The organism is Stutzerimonas zhaodongensis (assembly GCF_003696365.1).
In the GTDB taxonomy this organism is placed as follows: Bacteria; Pseudomonadota; Gammaproteobacteria; order Pseudomonadales; family Pseudomonadaceae; genus Stutzerimonas; species Stutzerimonas zhaodongensis.
The window spans coordinates 642,727-656,912 of sequence record NZ_RFFM01000002.1 but is presented as its reverse complement, the minus strand read 5'-3'; the positions used below and the strand labels follow the sequence as shown (position 1 = coordinate 656,912).

Annotated in this window: 13 protein-coding genes; 9 read left to right on the top strand and 4 right to left on the bottom strand. The window is 55.6% G+C overall.

The annotated features are described in order from the left end of the window. Positions 1-118: 118 nt before the first annotated feature. The 8 genes from EA797_RS11440 (at position 119) to EA797_RS11405 (ending at position 9,572) form a co-directional block, all read left to right on the top strand. On the top strand, positions 119-1,465 hold the full coding sequence (locus EA797_RS11440) for a UDP-glucose dehydrogenase family protein (RefSeq protein WP_122165314.1): 1,347 nt from the start codon (positions 119-121) through the stop codon (positions 1,463-1,465). A gap of 13 nt (positions 1,466-1,478) precedes the next feature. Continuing rightward, on the top strand, positions 1,479-2,846 hold the full coding sequence (locus EA797_RS11435) for a lipopolysaccharide biosynthesis protein (protein ID WP_122165313.1): 1,368 nt from the start codon (positions 1,479-1,481) through the stop codon (positions 2,844-2,846). 57 nt (positions 2,847-2,903) lie between these two features. After that, complete coding sequence (locus EA797_RS11430; protein WP_122165312.1) at positions 2,904-4,064, top strand: glycosyltransferase; 1,161 nt, start codon at positions 2,904-2,906, stop codon at positions 4,062-4,064. 50 nt (positions 4,065-4,114) lie between these two features. Beyond that, the gene (gmd, locus tag EA797_RS11425; RefSeq protein ID WP_122165311.1) at positions 4,115-5,239 is read left to right on the top strand and encodes a GDP-mannose 4,6-dehydratase; all 1,125 of its coding nucleotides are present in this window, start codon (positions 4,115-4,117) and stop codon (positions 5,237-5,239) included. A gap of 2 nt (positions 5,240-5,241) precedes the next feature. Next, positions 5,242-6,210, top strand: a complete 969-nt coding sequence (fcl, locus tag EA797_RS11420) for a GDP-L-fucose synthase (protein ID WP_122165310.1) — start codon at positions 5,242-5,244, stop codon at positions 6,208-6,210. Between the two features lie 312 nt (positions 6,211-6,522). Further along, positions 6,523-7,806, top strand: a complete 1,284-nt coding sequence (locus EA797_RS11415) for a hypothetical protein (RefSeq protein ID WP_244214100.1) — start codon at positions 6,523-6,525, stop codon at positions 7,804-7,806. After that, on the top strand, positions 7,769-8,533 hold the full coding sequence (locus EA797_RS11410) for a glycosyltransferase (protein WP_122165309.1): 765 nt from the start codon (positions 7,769-7,771) through the stop codon (positions 8,531-8,533). Before EA797_RS11415 ends, EA797_RS11410 begins: the two co-directional genes overlap by 38 nt. 58 nt (positions 8,534-8,591) lie before the next feature. Beyond that, the gene (locus EA797_RS11405) at positions 8,592-9,572 is read left to right on the top strand and encodes a phosphoribosyltransferase family protein (RefSeq protein WP_122165308.1); all 981 of its coding nucleotides are present in this window, start codon (positions 8,592-8,594) and stop codon (positions 9,570-9,572) included. Between the two features lie 46 nt (positions 9,573-9,618). On the opposite strand, the gene EA797_RS11400 is transcribed toward EA797_RS11405, so the two are convergent. Further along, positions 9,619-10,599 carry a glycoside hydrolase family 5 protein gene (locus tag EA797_RS11400; RefSeq protein ID WP_244214099.1) on the bottom strand — a complete coding sequence of 327 codons (981 nt, stop codon included), beginning with the start codon at positions 10,597-10,599 and terminating at the stop codon, positions 9,619-9,621. A 241-nt stretch (positions 10,600-10,840) separates the two neighbouring features. Here EA797_RS11400 and EA797_RS11395 point away from each other — a divergent pair, with 241 nt between their 5' ends. Next, positions 10,841-11,635, top strand: a complete 795-nt coding sequence (locus tag EA797_RS11395) for a WecB/TagA/CpsF family glycosyltransferase (RefSeq protein WP_244214098.1) — start codon at positions 10,841-10,843, stop codon at positions 11,633-11,635. A gap of 57 nt (positions 11,636-11,692) precedes the next feature. Here EA797_RS11395 and EA797_RS11390 read toward each other — a convergent pair whose 3' ends face one another. From EA797_RS11390 to EA797_RS11380, 3 genes are all read right to left on the bottom strand, one after another. Then, the gene (locus EA797_RS11390) at positions 11,693-12,916 is read right to left on the bottom strand and encodes an oligosaccharide flippase family protein (RefSeq protein ID WP_147456817.1); all 1,224 of its coding nucleotides are present in this window, start codon (positions 12,914-12,916) and stop codon (positions 11,693-11,695) included. A 327-nt stretch (positions 12,917-13,243) separates the two neighbouring features. After that, entirely contained in the window at positions 13,244-13,807 is a 564-nt protein-coding gene (locus tag EA797_RS11385) for a DUF488 domain-containing protein (protein ID WP_122165305.1), read from the bottom strand. Then, positions 13,804-14,019 (bottom strand): hypervirulence associated TUDOR domain-containing protein, encoded by a 216-nt coding sequence (locus EA797_RS11380; RefSeq protein WP_122165304.1) that lies wholly within the window; start codon positions 14,017-14,019, stop codon positions 13,804-13,806. Before EA797_RS11380 ends, EA797_RS11385 begins: the two co-directional genes overlap by 4 nt. Positions 14,020-14,186 lie beyond the last annotated feature (167 nt).

The window sequence follows — 14,186 nt, the reverse complement described above, 5'->3', positions numbered from 1 at the left end:
GCCCAAGGGCGGACCTGATCTGATTTGATTCTGCCAGCAAGAGAATTCTGTGCCGCCGGCCACCGAAAGGGCCGCGCCGAGGCACGCCTGTATCAATGTATAAATCGAGGATCCTGCTATGAACATCACCGTCGTTGGAAGCGGCTACGTTGGGCTGGTTACCGGTGCCTGTATTGCGGAAATGGGTAACACGGTCTACTGCGTCGACGTCGACAAGTCCAAGATCGAGAATCTCAAGCAGGGCATTCTGCCAATCTACGAGCCGGGCCTCGAAGAAATCGTCACCGAAAACCATTCCTCTGGCCGTCTGCTTTTCACCACATCGCTCAGTGAAGCCGCGGAGCAGTGTGAAGTCTATTTCATCGCTGTTGGCACTCCGCCCGGCGAAGATGGTTCGGCCGACCTGCGTTACGTGCTGGAAGTCGCTCGCCAGATTGGCGACACCATGACCGGCCCCGCCATCGTCGTGAACAAATCCACCGTGCCGGTTGGTACTGCCGATCTGGTACGTGCAGCGGTTACCGAACGTCTCGAGGCGCGCGGTTCTGACATCGCATTCTCGGTGGTCTCGAACCCCGAATTCCTGAAAGAAGGTGCTGCGGTCGACGACTTCATGCACCCGGACCGTATCGTCATCGGGGCGGACAACGAGCACGCTCGCCAAGTCATGAGCGCGCTGTACGCACCCTTCATCCGCAATCGTCCGCGTACCATGTTCATGGGCATCCGTGATGCGGAAATGACCAAGTACGCTGCCAACGCCATGCTGGCAACAAAGATCTCCTTCATGAACGAGATCGCCAGCCTCTGCGAGCGTCTGGATGTGGATGTCGAGAACGTACGTCTGGGCATCGGCTCGGACGAGCGTATCGGTTACCACTTCATCTACGCTGGCTGTGGCTACGGTGGCTCGTGCTTCCCGAAAGACGTCAAGGCTCTGATCAACATTGCGCACCAGAACGACTTCGAGCCCAAGCTGCTGCAAGCCGTAGAGTCCCGCAACGATCAGCAGAAGCACTCGCTGTTCAACAAGATCTCCGCCCATTTCAACGGCGACCTGAAAGGCCGCACCTTTGCTGTCTGGGGGCTGGCGTTCAAGCCCGGCACCGACGACATGCGCGAAGCGCCCAGCGTCGTGCTGATCAATAGCCTGATCAACGCCGGTGCGAAAGTACGCGCGTTCGACCCAGTCGCCCGTGAAACCGCCCGCAGGGAATTCCCCGAGAGCTGGTTCGCCGATGGTCGTCTGCAGATCGTCGAAGGTCAGTATGAAGCGGCCATCGATGCCGATGCCCTGTTTCTGGTCACCGAGTGGAAGCCATTCCGCCGTCCGGATTTCCGCGCGCTCAAGCGTCTGCTGAACACCCCGCTGATCATCGATGGCCGTAACCAGTACGACCGCGAGCAGGTCAAGCTGGAAGGCTTCAGTTACTACGGCATCGGCCGCCAGCCGGTTCACGCGTAAGAGAGGGTTGCGAGTGAGCGCCATCGACCAGCCCAGCGTTTCAGGCGGCTCGTCCTCGTTTCGGGAGCGGTTGACCGCTCTGCTGCGGGGAAGCGTACGCAGCAAGCTGCTGCGCAACATCGTCACAGTAGTGAGCGGCACCGCCGGTGCGCAGGCACTCACGCTGGCGTTCATGCCGGTGATCACGCGTATCTACGGGCCGGAAGCGTACGGGATACTCGGTACCTTCCTCAGCGTCACTATGATGCTGATACCTGTTGCGGCGCTGACCTATCCGATCGCCATCGTGCTACCCAAGCGCGACGGCGACGCTCGCGGGTTGGTCCGTTTGGGGTTGGCCATCGCGCTGTCGCTGTCCATCGTCGTGGCCCTTGGGTTGCTGTTCTTTGGCGACCAGCTGGCTGCAACGCTGGAGATCGAGATCATCCAGCCATACCTGATGCTCGTTCCATTCGTGATGTTTTGCGGCGCAGCGTTGGAGATATGCCAGCAATGGCTGTTTCGTACGCAGCGTTTCAGTATCACGGCAAGCGTGGCGGTAGGGCATTCGCTGCTGTTCAACTCGATGCGGACTGTTGCCGGCCTCTTGCAGTCATCGGCGCTGGTATTGGTGTGCACCACTGCGCTGCAACAGGCGTTACACGCGGCAATGCTGGGGCTGGCGATCATGCGCTCAAAGCCACGTGTGGAAGATCATGCGGATGAAGGAGAGCAGCGCGACGCTGGCATGCTCGAGATGGCACGCAAGCACAACGACTTTCCGAAATACCGCGCCCCGGTAATGCTGATCAACGCGATCTCACAGCATCTGCCGACGCTGGTGCTTGCAGCCTACTTCGGTCCGGCCGCGGCAGGGTTCTTCGCGCTGTGTAAGCAAGCGTTGACCATGCCGACCAACCTCATCGGCAAATCGGTCGCTGACGTCTACTACCCGCGCATCAGCCGCGCCATTCACGACCGTGAGCCTGTGGCGGCCATGCTGTTCAAGGCTACCTCTGCGTTGGGGCTGGTGGGGGTTGTTCCATTTGCAGTGGTAGCGATCTTCGGCCCATGGCTGTTTGCGACGGTGTTTGGTCAGCAATGGCAAGTGGCGGGCGAATACGCGCGTTGGTTGGCTCTGGCCGAGTTCGCGGTTTTCATTTCGCGTCCTTCGGTAGTGGCGGTGCCGGCGCTGTCGTTGCAGGCGCGTTTCCTCCTGTTCGAAGTATTCAGCACCAGCTTGCGCCTGCTTGCGCTATTCGGCGGCGCCATTTTTCTTGGCGACGCGCTGGCCACGGTCCAGGCGTTCGCAGCAGCCAGCATCGTGATTTATCTGTCGCTGGTGGTAATTGTCATGATCGCGGCGCGACGCTGGTATGCGCGCCAACAAGCGGTTGTTTGAGTTGACTCGTTTGAGACGGCTCGTAATCCCAATTGTTCGAGTGGTATGGATTCACCTATGACAACAACCCTCCCAACCATTGTCGTCATCGGCTACAACCGGCCGAAAAGCCTCACACGTCTACTGGACTCGCTGAGCAAGGCGCACTACCCGGATGGCGAGATTCGCCTGGTCATAAGTCTGGACAACTCAGGCACGCTGGAACCGCTCCGAGTTGCCGAAGCCTATCCGTGGACGCGTGGTGAGAAGCGCGTGATCCACCGCGAAAAGCGTATGGGACTTCGCAATCACGTGCTGGCCTGTGGCGACCTCACCGAGGAATACGGTGACGTCATCGTGCTCGAAGACGACCTGTTCGTCTCGCCATTCTTCTACGAATACACCGCACAGGCGTTGAGCTTTTACGCTAACGATTCGCGCGTCGCCGGCATCAGCCTGTATAGCCAGCAATTCAACCAGACTGCCAATCTTCCGTTCACGCCCATCGACGATGGGAACGCGGATGTCTATTTCATGCAACTGGCCGCGTCCTGGGGCCAAGCCTGGTCGCGTGCGCATTGGCAGGGGTTTCGCCAGTGGCTCGACGCGAACGGCACGGACATCTCCCGTGTCGAAGGCATCCCGGGTGATATTCGCAGCTGGCCTGAGTCATCGTGGCTGAAGCTGTACAACGCCTACATCATCAGCCGCGACCTGTACTTCGTGTATCCCTATCGCTCGCTGACCACGAACTTCGGGGATCCCGGAGAGCATTTCTACATCGCATCTTCGCGCTTTCAGGTGGCGATTCAGCAGCAGCGGATGGATTACCACTTTCCATCCTCCACGGATTCGCTGGCCATCTATGACGCCTTCGGCGAACTGTTGCCGGCGACGCTCAAGCGCCTCAACCCCAAGCTCGCCAGCTATGACTTCACCGTCAATCTGTTCGGCTGCAAGGAATGTCGCAGCGGTCTGCAGTTGACCCGTACGACCAAGCCGGGGCTACACAGCTTCAGCTTGTCCATGAAGCCGATGGAACTCAGCGTCCTGCATGACGTGGCAGGCGAGGGTATCGCTCTGATCGATACCGCCGAGGTTGATGCCGCTGAGCTGAACGCGGCTCGTACTCAGTACGACACCTACCGTTTCTTCTACAAGTTTCCTTCTGTGCCGGTGATCTGCGTCGGCTTCCTCGAGCGCCTCCAGATGATGATCAAGAGCGCTCGGTCGAGCTGACCTTCGACCTGGACCCACTCTTCTCAACAGCCTTGAACAGGTAAACCAATATGGAACGAAAAAAAGCGTTGATCACCGGTATTACCGGTCAGGACGGGTCCTATCTGGCTGAGTTTCTGCTGGAGAAGGGCTACGAAGTGCATGGCATCAAGCGCCGCGCCTCGTCGTTCAACACGCAGCGGGTCGACCACATCTATCAGGACGCCCATGTCGACAATGAGAACTTCGTTCTTCACTACGGCGACCTTACGGATTCGTCCAACCTGACCCGCATCATCCAGCAAGTGCAGCCCGATGAGGTGTACAACCTGGGCGCGCAATCCCACGTAGCAGTGAGCTTCGAGTCGCCCGAGTACACGGCTGACGTCGACGGCATGGGTGCATTGCGCATCCTCGAAGCCATTCGCCTGCTGGGGCTGGAAAAGAAAACCCGTTTCTACCAGGCCTCCACCTCTGAACTCTATGGCTTGGTTCAAGAGATACCGCAGAAGGAAACGACTCCGTTCTACCCGCGTTCGCCTTACGCGGTGGCCAAGCTTTACGCCTACTGGATCACCGTGAACTACCGCGAAGCCTATGGCATGTATGCCTGCAACGGCATCCTGTTCAACCACGAGTCACCACGCCGCGGCGAGACTTTCGTGACACGCAAGATTACTCGTGGTCTGGCAAACATCGCCCAGGGTCTTGAGAAGTGCCTGCACATGGGCAATCTCGACGCGCTGCGTGACTGGGGCCACGCCAAAGACTACGTGCGCATGCAGTGGATGATGCTGCAGCAGGAAACTGCTGAAGATTTCGTCATTGCCACCGGCGTGCAGTATTCGGTGCGTGAGTTCATCAAGTGGTCGGCAGCTGAACTCGGCGTCCAGCTGCGCTTCGAAGGCAGCGGAGTGGATGAACGCGCCATCGTCGCCAGCATTGATGGGGACAAGGCGCCGGCGCTGAATGTGGGTGACGTCGTCGTTCGCATCGACCCGCGCTACTTCCGTCCTGCAGAAGTGGAAACACTGCTCGGCGATCCGAGCAACGCAAAAAACAAGCTGGGCTGGACACCGGAAATCAGCGTGCAGGAAATGTGCGCCGAGATGGTTCGCGAAGACCTGAAGGTCGCCCAGCGCCACGCCCTGCTCAAAGAGCATGGCTTTGAAATTCCAGTGAGTGTGGAGAAGTGAATATGAATCGTGACGCACGTATTTTCGTTGCGGGGCATCGTGGAATGGTGGGCTCGGCAATCGTCCGACGCCTGCAGGGTTTGGGTTACACCAATATCATCACTCGCGGCCGTGAAGATCTGGATCTGGTCGATCAGGCGGCGGTGAATACCTTCTTTGCCGAAAACAAGATCGATCAGGTTTACATGGCCTCCGCCAAGGTTGGCGGGATTCACGCCAATAACACCTATCCGGCCGAATTCATCTATCAGAACCTGATGGTCGAAGCGAACATCATCCACGCGGCCCACTGCAACGACGTCAACAAGCTGCTGTTTCTCGGCTCTTCGTGCATCTATCCCAAGTTCGCCGAGCAGCCGATGAAGGAAGAGGCGCTGGTAACCGGCGTACTCGAGCCTACCAACGAGCCTTATGCCGTGGCGAAGATTGCTGGTATCAAGTTGTGCGAGAGCTACAACCGCCAGTATGGCCGCGACTATCGCAGCGTGATGCCGACCAACCTCTATGGTCCGAACGACAACTTCCATCCGGAAAACAGCCACGTTGTGCCTGCACTGCTCAAGCGTTTTCACGAAGCGACACAGCGTGGCGACAACGAAGTCGTGATCTGGGGCAGCGGCAAGCCACAGCGCGAATTTCTGCATGTCGATGACATGGCAGCCGCCTGCGTTCACGTTATGGAGCTCGATGACGAGACCTACCAGGCGCATACCCAGCCAATGCTTTCGCACATCAACGTAGGCACTGGTGTCGACTGCAGCATCCGCGAACTCGCCGAGACCATCGCTCGTGTAACTGAGTACCAGGGCGACCTGAAGTTCGATAGCACCAAGCCGGATGGCACACCGCGCAAGCTGATGGACGTGTCCCGCCTGAAAGCCCTGGGCTGGCAGTCCACCATCAGCCTCGAAGATGGTCTGCGTGACGCCTACCGGTGGTTCGTTGAGAACCAGGACAAGGCTCGGCACTAGGGTTCTACGCAGCGACGTGCCCTCCGCGCGTCGCTGCGCTCATGATTCGATGGCGCTATTTGCAGCTGTAATCCAGCTGCATTGCACTGGTCTGCAACTTGCTTCACCACCGCCAATCAGTGCGCAGGATTGCACGGATGCGTGAAATGACCATGGATCAGTCTGATGGATCTCTGCCGAAGGGACTTTTTCAGGCTGATTGTTGTCCATCCATGGCACGAAAACCTCGGGGCGTCGTGATTCGCCTAAAGAGGGCGAGGCCTATCGGCATTTCGTTCTTCGCTACGTCAACTAGGATATTGGAGATAGCGCTTGTTAAGGAAAGTTCTGGCGTACAAGAATCTGCTGTTCATTCTGTTTCTGCTCAACTCATCCTGTTTCTTTCTGACGGATGACAAGCGAGCCGGAATTCCATTTCTCCGCGAGCTGTTTTTGCTATGCGTAATCGCAGCGACCGTTTGCCTGTTCGTTGCTTGGCGGTTTGTTTATCAGTCCAAGACCTCGCTCTGGATCATCTTCATGGGTGTAGCGCTGCCACTGATATCGGCGACGCTGGCATATCTTAATTTCGGGCAGCCCCTGCCTTACGGATTACTGGAAGAACGCCGTTTTTTCGAATACTTGGTGTTCTTCCCGACGCTATTCCTGTTGATAATGGCCAAACCTACCGAAGAAGAGGTTGGGAACTACTTTCTTTACGTGGCGCTGATCTGTGCCACGGTCGGGTTCATGTATTACCTCGGCATCATTCCGACAAATACCGTTACGTCGTACACAGTAGATGACTGGACTCAGTTCGAGGATCTGTTACGTCCAGATCGCTACCGGATTGGCTCAGGCTTCGTCACGATTTCAGCATTCATGCTGATGTACAAGATGAGGGATCGAGTAACGATTTCCCGGTTGGCCATCCTTCTATACTTCGTAGCCTATTTGTGGCTTGTCATGCAGACCAGGCAGACCATGCTTGTTTGGGGTGCGGCTGGTCTGTGGATTTTCCGCAAGCGTATCGACTCTCTGATGAAAATGAGCGTATTGGGTGTCGCCCTGCTGGTGATCTCGTACTTCATCGTCCCTGAATTCTATGTTCAGCAGTACGAGCGGTTTCATGCGCTACTGTTCGAGGCCACCTCTGGACCCGGCGTGCGAGACGTAACCGTGGCGACGATCGTTGAGGCGATCAGCAACAATAATTACATCGGCATGGGTGCTCTTTCACTTCAATGGAACGGTGGTTTCACACGGATATACAACTCGCACTTCTACTTGTCTGATGTCGGCGTGTTTGGCGTTTATTATCGATTCGGCTTCCTGGCATTGGCTGCGGTGATGATTTATTACGGTGGCTACCTCTGGATCATGAGTCAGTGTCGGAACAAAGGAAGCCTACTATCGGCAGTTCAGGTAGCGTTCGTATTTGGCATGATGAACTTCATGTTGTCGAACGGACTGACCTTCAATGGCAGTCTTTACGGGATGGCGGCTGCGATATTCCTCTATTACGCCAAACTGCAGGCTACGGATACAAATTTGACGAGAAACTTGGAGCAGGTGAATTATGATCAATTTCAGTATCGTAACTATAAACTGGAATAATCTAGACGGCCTGAAGGACACTTACCGTAGTCTGCAAAGCCAGACCTACCGTAACTTTCGCTGGATCGTAATCGACGGCGCCTCCAAGGATGGCAGTGGCGAGTGGTTGAAAAGCCTGGATGACGCTCAGGCTGAAATCACCATTGAGCCGGACAAGGGTATTTATGACGGTATGGACAAAGGCCGCCGGCGCGCAGTCGAGACTTCCGGCTACACCCTGTTCCTTAACAGCGGTGATGCACTTGCTGACCCGAATGTGCTGGAGCGCATCAGCGGAGAGTTGTCGAGCGCAACGGTAATGCCCAAGTTCGTTTACGGAGACTTCTATCGTAAGGACGAAACCGGAGCATTGAAGCGCGTCGCTGCGCATCCCATCGAGCGTGCCCCCTTAGGGCTGCCAGCCAGCCACCAGACCATGTATTTCGAGAACGAGCGGCTGAGGCAGTTCAAGTTCAGACTCAATTACAAGCTGTCGGCCGATTACTGCTTGCTGCTGGAATTCCTGCAGGGCCTGGATCTCCAGGCCGACGTCCTTCAGTTGTCATTTCCATTGTGTATCTTCGATACGACTGGCGTTTCGCACAAACGTCGCTTTGAAGCGATTCGCGAAGACATGGATATCAGAACCCGGGTTCTTAAATATTCCAAGCCAAACGCGTTAGCGCTTTATGTATTGCACTACGTTCACACTCATACCAAACAATTGCGTGCGTCATTGGGCCGGTAGAAGCGTATTCCCGACCAATTAAGCGAACCAATAAGAGCAGGGCGCAGGAGCGTGTTCGATGAACTACCGAAGCTTGAATGATCTATCGCGGCTGAGTACCGAGTGCGGCAGCAAGATCCCGAATGACGTCGATCTGGTCGTGGGCATACCGAGAAGTGGAATGCTCGTGGCAAGCGTTATTGCACTCAAGCAGAACCTGCCGTTGACGGATCTGTATTCGTTTTTGCGAAACGACGACTTGAAGAAAGGGAATACCCGCACGTACAAGCATGCGGAGCTGAGCAAGCCTCAGGACGCGATGAAGATACTGTTGGTTGACGACAGTATCTCTTCAGCCAAGTCGATGCGGGCTGCTGAAGAGCAGGTTAAAGCAGCGTACAAAGGTACGGTTGTGACGATGGCGGTGTTCGCTGAGAAGCATAATCGACATCACGTCGATATGTACCTTGAGCTCGTAGAGCAACCTCGGGTATTCGAATGGAACATCATGCACCACCCGCTCTTGGTCCATGCGTGCCTGGATATCGACGGTGTACTCTGCGTGGACCCTACCGAGGAGCAGAACGATGATGGTCCTATCTATAAGGAATTCATCAGCTGCGCTCGTCCGCTGTTCGTCCCTTCAGTCAAGGTCGCGCATCTGGTAACCAGTCGTCTCGAAAAATATCGTGCCGAGACAGAGGACTGGCTGCAGCGTAATGGCGTGCAGTATGGAACGCTGCATATGCTAGATCTTCCAACTGCAGAAGAGCGCCGACGACTGAATATTCATCATAAGTTCAAGGCGGAAGTCTATGCCAAGCATCCGCTTACACGATTGTTCATCGAAAGCGAATTCAAGCAGGCTATCGAGATCATGCGAATCAGTGGCAAGCCGGTGTATTGCATTGAAACCAATGAAATGTATGTGCCCGGTCAGGCTTATAACTTGAAGGCAAGTGCGCTGCGCAAATCTTACAGTTTCAAAGCAAAAGTAGTGAGGAAGATAAAGTCGGTGGTAGCCAGATTGGCTCCCGTGGTGCCGCCGTCGAATGGTTGAATCGAGATAGGCTGCACGGTGCGCAGCCTATTGCAATCGGTGATTGTCAGGAGTTCGGTCCTATCCGGCTGCATTCTCCCTTGCCGACGTACTTGCGAAGAGTGTCCCACTGAGGTTTCTCTTTCCCGTCCTTCGGTTCGATTGACAGTTTGTAGTTGCCCCAGGCAGAGCCTGCCGCCCAGTAGGTCATGGGAATGCAGTGTTCCTGCAAGTAGGCGAGCAGATTATCCATTGCTTCCAGCCAGCGGGGATCATCGGCCGGGACGCCGAACTCGCCGATATGCCCTTGTTTGCCATGCTTGATCAGCCATTCAATGAACGGCTTGACTCGCTTGACCCCAAGCATTGTGTCGAAGTCGTCCGGGATCGGCTCCTTATATTGCCCGCTGCTGTGCTTGTCGATGTAGAGGTGGGCCGAAAATATCAATTTGTCGGAGGGGTCTTTCAGTTGCAGCAGCGGATCATTGAATTTCGGCCACAGGAAACTGCTCGACCAGAAATTTCCTTCTATAAGCAAGGGGCGCTGCTTGTCATGCTTTCGGATTGCGTCGATTCCGGCTTGGGCAGCTGCAGGCCAGTATTTATCGGCGCCATGAGGCTCGTTCATGATGTCGTAGGCGTAAAGGCCTTTCTGATCTTTCCAGCGTTTGGCAATTCGTTCGAGCAAATCACCGTACGCGGATATTGGTACGGCGTCGGTGCCTATGATTTGTTTGCGATAGCGTGCGTAGTTGTGGATATCCAGGATAACCCGCATATCGTATTTGGCGGCTTGTTCGAAAGTTTCCTCGATTCGCTTCGCGTAATCTTCATCAAGCTCACCGTTCAACTCTGGTTGAAGACGTTCCCACATGATGGGGAAGCGAATGGTTTTGATGCCCTTGTTCTTCCACTGTTCGAGGTAGCCGGGTTTGGGGAAGAAATAATTTGTGTTGAATTTCCCGGGGATGGCACTGCTGGCAAATGCGGCGCCACCGATGTTCAAACCGACCAGATCGATATTTTCTGCATAGCTCGTGGCACTCATAGCCGCAAGTGCGAGTCCGAGGAGTATTCCTTTTGAGCGCTTGGGCTTGCTGCATGTCCCTATCATTTTCACTGCCTCATTTTTCTATCGGAAAAGCCGCTTTTGCAGCTGCTTCGTTTGTCCGGTATTGGCGCCCAATGTTCATTTTTTCTGAATGCGGCACGGCCGGCACTTTACCCATCCAGATTTCCATGCATATTCAGATTCGGCGACGAATCGAAGAACTGACCGAGAAGCTCATATGAAAAACCCGCTCGCCAGAAGAACGGATCCTCTGATCGACAAGTTGAAGTTGCTGACCGAAGATGACACCCGCACTTTCATGTCCGAGCTGAAGAAGCGTGAGAGTCCTACGATTCTGGGCTTTTTGAATCAGCACGGTTACAACATTGCCCAGCGTGACCAACTGATTTTCAAAAGTTTCATGCAGGTCAACTATCTGTTGCGCGATGGGATAGGTATCAAGCTTGCTTGCATTTACAACGGAATCGATCCGAAAGCCAATTTGAACGGCTCTGACTTCATCCCAGAGCTGGTCGATGAGCTGGTTGGCGAATCGGAAGATTGCTGCGAGCTATTCGCCATGGGTACTCGCGAACCATGGTTGAGTGACGGGGCGCGTAATCTATTCGGCAGTCGCAAGTTTCATGCGATCGATGGCTTTCAGGAAACCGAAGACTATTTGAAGTTCTACCGTAAGCACCATGTGCCCGGACGTTTCCCTATCATCGTTCTGGCAATGGGCATGCCGAAGCAGGAGCAGGTGGCTCTGCATCTTCAACAGGCGATGGACACCAAGGCACTGCTGATCTGTGGCGGAGCCATTCTGGATTTCACGGCTGCGCGCTTCCCTCGTGCTCCGCTGATCTTTCGCAAGTTCGGGCTGGAGTGGGCGTTTCGCATGCTGATCGAGCCGCGCCGTTTGTTCAAACGCTACGCGATCGGTATCCCGATCTTCTTCTATTACCTGCTGCGCAACGCATTTTCGGGTAAGCCCCAAGTGGCTGGCTGGAGCGCGCTCAAGCGCGAACAGTAATAGATGAAACGGTCGCCCGAATATACGGGCGCCGTTAGCGGATCAGCTTGAGAAGGGTCAACGCGGAATCACTCTCAGCGACATCAGCAAGCTGAACAGGTAGTGCGCAGAAAGCGTGATCGAGTAAAGCAGAACCACCGACTCGATAGGCAGATCGAGTACATGTGCTGCAGTGAAGCAGGCAATGGTCAGGGCCGTTCGCTGCACGTTCAGCATCAGCAACAGACGTTGGCGCTCGAACAGTGATAGCAAGTGCGATGCTGGCGCATGGATGAACTGGAACAGCAGATAAATAGCCAGAATCGAAGCCAGTTGGCCAGCCAGCTCCCACTGGGCGCCGAACGCCAGAGCAAACAGATCCTCGCCAAGCGCCAACAGGACCAGTGCCGGCGCAATCGATAGCGCCAGGAGCCGTTTGATTACCGAGTAGGTAACCTCGCGGATTTCCTTGGGGCGTTTGCGGCCTAGCGAAGCGATCTCCGCGTAATAGGCTTTGCTCGTCGTGTAGCCCAGCAAGTTCATTGGCAAGGCCAGGGTCATCAGTGCCAGGCCGAGCTGACCGGTTGTTGCGGAGTTATAGATAGCCGCCGTCAGCAGGAGAGGAGACTGGCTTGAGAATATCTGCAGCAGTTGTGCAGGTAAGCGGTAGATCGGGAAACCTCGATAGTGCCGCAGCATGGTCCTGGCGCGATGAAGCGTAACGTGGCGCCAGAAGCGTCTTACGTCGCCATGGAAAGCCCGGATCACCGCCATCATCCCCGCACCGGCACCGATCACGTGCCCCAGCAGAAGCCCCAGCGGCATCATCCCCGCCACCCCTAAACCTATCTTCGCTACTGCCCCGACGACGCTCTGTTGCAGTTGGGTGCGGGCAATGATCGGGTATGCGCGTCGGCGCACCGCCCATATCTGCAGTATCTCGTAGAGCGCAGTTAGAAACAGGGCAAGCACGAGCAGGCCGCGGTAGGGTGTGATCGCCTCCATCGATACTAATGTCAGCAAGCTTGGCCCTGCGAGCCATAGAAACACACCTATGAGCAGGGTCATCAGGACGAGGAGAGCGCTTGATAAGGCCATCAGGGTCATCGCTGCCCCGTCTCTGCCTGGGAGAGGTACCGCCAGTTCGTAGCGAAGGGTCATCAGCGGCGTGAGGATCAAGAGCATCGCCGTGAACACCGACAGGATGCCGAAATCCTCCGGACTATAGATCCGGGTCAGGACCTGGATAGATAGCAGGCCGATGATCTTCGCCATCCCACTGCCGAGTGCCAATGTCGCCATGCCCTTGAACACGCCGGCGGAAGATCCGCCTGATAAGCGTTGCCTGGCTGCAGTTAGCTTTGCTGATAAGTCTAGGCTCGGCAATTGAGTCCCTCCCTGTGAGTGCGCCGCTCGAAAAAGCGGGGGCAGTCCATGCGGATGGTCATTGACCAGAATAAAGGTGTCTTCTAGCGCTGGTTGATGCCGAAGAAGATGTAGTTGCGCCTATGTGAAGCTTTTAAGGCACAAAAGTTTCAAATTGTTGCGTTTAGCCCTGTTCAATATCGTTTCCACAGCTTTAACGCACGACTTACGTGTTAACCACCGCCAATGGCTGAGGCGGCTGGCTCACTCCCCAGAGTCCTTCAAAAGTTGACCGACTCCTTCGTCATAGGTCAGTAGCCCATCCTGCTGGCGCGCAGGAGAGGTATACGGGTGCCGGGTCACGCGATCTTCATCCTGAATGTGCAGTACCTCGATGCCTTTGAGCTCCAGCACATCGGCGATCATGGATCGGTGGCATCTCCACCAAAGCACCTCGGCACACATCATCGCTGTGCGCCGCTGAGCCGCCAGCGACAGAAGATGGCTCAGCCCGCTGGCGAATCCCTCAGTGCGCAGGTGTTCGGCGTATCCCCGAAACGACGTATTCCGCCACGCGCTCGTGCTAGGACCGGGTGGCGCTTTTCGTCGGCCTCCCAGTTCTTCTATCCATATATAAGAAATACCGTGATCTTGGAGCGCGGCCTGGAGCGTGTCGGACATGTACTGCGGCAGTCTCCGAGACCCCGGAAACCGCCGTACATCCGCTATTGCCTCTATGCAATGGTGCTCAAGTAGCTCGATGAATGCTTCGCGGGTGCGGGTCGAGTGGCCAACCGTCCATATCTGCTGCGGTTGAGGCTCGCTCATCGGATCTTGCTCAGCGCGCTGCCCTTGTGCATCGCAACGTGGTCGGTCTTGTCGCTCTTGATTTCATATTGAGGCTCTTCAGGACTCGCGCGCCGCGTGTGGCCTTTGTAGTCGGTGTCTCTGGTGTGCATGGCCAGAACACGGCCCGTCACATAACCCGCTTCAGAGTTCCAGCGCACATGGTCCCCAACCTTGAATCGCTCATCACCCATACAGCCCTCTTGATCATTCCAAAATGGTTAGAAAATAACCAGATCAATGCGGAAGTGACACTTCCTCACCTATCTCCCGACCGGAAAAACCGCTTCCCTACGCCTACCGTTCGTCGGCTAAATGGATAGGTAGATATCTATTTATTCAATTAAAAAATTCAAAAAAA